The organism is Pelorhabdus rhamnosifermentans (genome assembly GCF_018835585.1).
Taxonomy (GTDB): domain Bacteria; phylum Bacillota; class Negativicutes; order UMGS1260; family UMGS1260; genus Pelorhabdus; species Pelorhabdus rhamnosifermentans.
On record NZ_JAHGVE010000126.1, the window covers coordinates 1 to 284 of the forward strand.

The following is a 284-nucleotide window of genomic DNA, read 5'->3' on the forward strand; positions in this document are numbered from 1 at the left end:
GTATGAATAGCTAGCGGCACGGATATCTGTTCTTTCATGATTTTCACGAGTTCACTTGCTTCGTAAGGTACAAGAAGACCTGCCATGTCTTTGATGCAGATGGAGTCTGCACCAAGTTCTACGAGTTCTTTGGCTGTTTTGACAAAGGTCTCGCGACTATGATACGGACTAATTGTGTACACAATGGTGCCTTGTACATGGGCTCCGGCTTGTTTGGCGGCTTTCATGGCCACTTCCATGTTGGCCACATCATTCAAGGCGTCAAATATCCGAATGATTCCTAC

General features: G+C 46.1%; 1 pseudogene. It reads right to left on the bottom strand.

The window, feature by feature from the left end:
• A pseudogene (locus Ga0466249_RS26050) lies at positions 1–284 on the bottom strand (oxaloacetate decarboxylase subunit alpha); the annotation flags it as partial.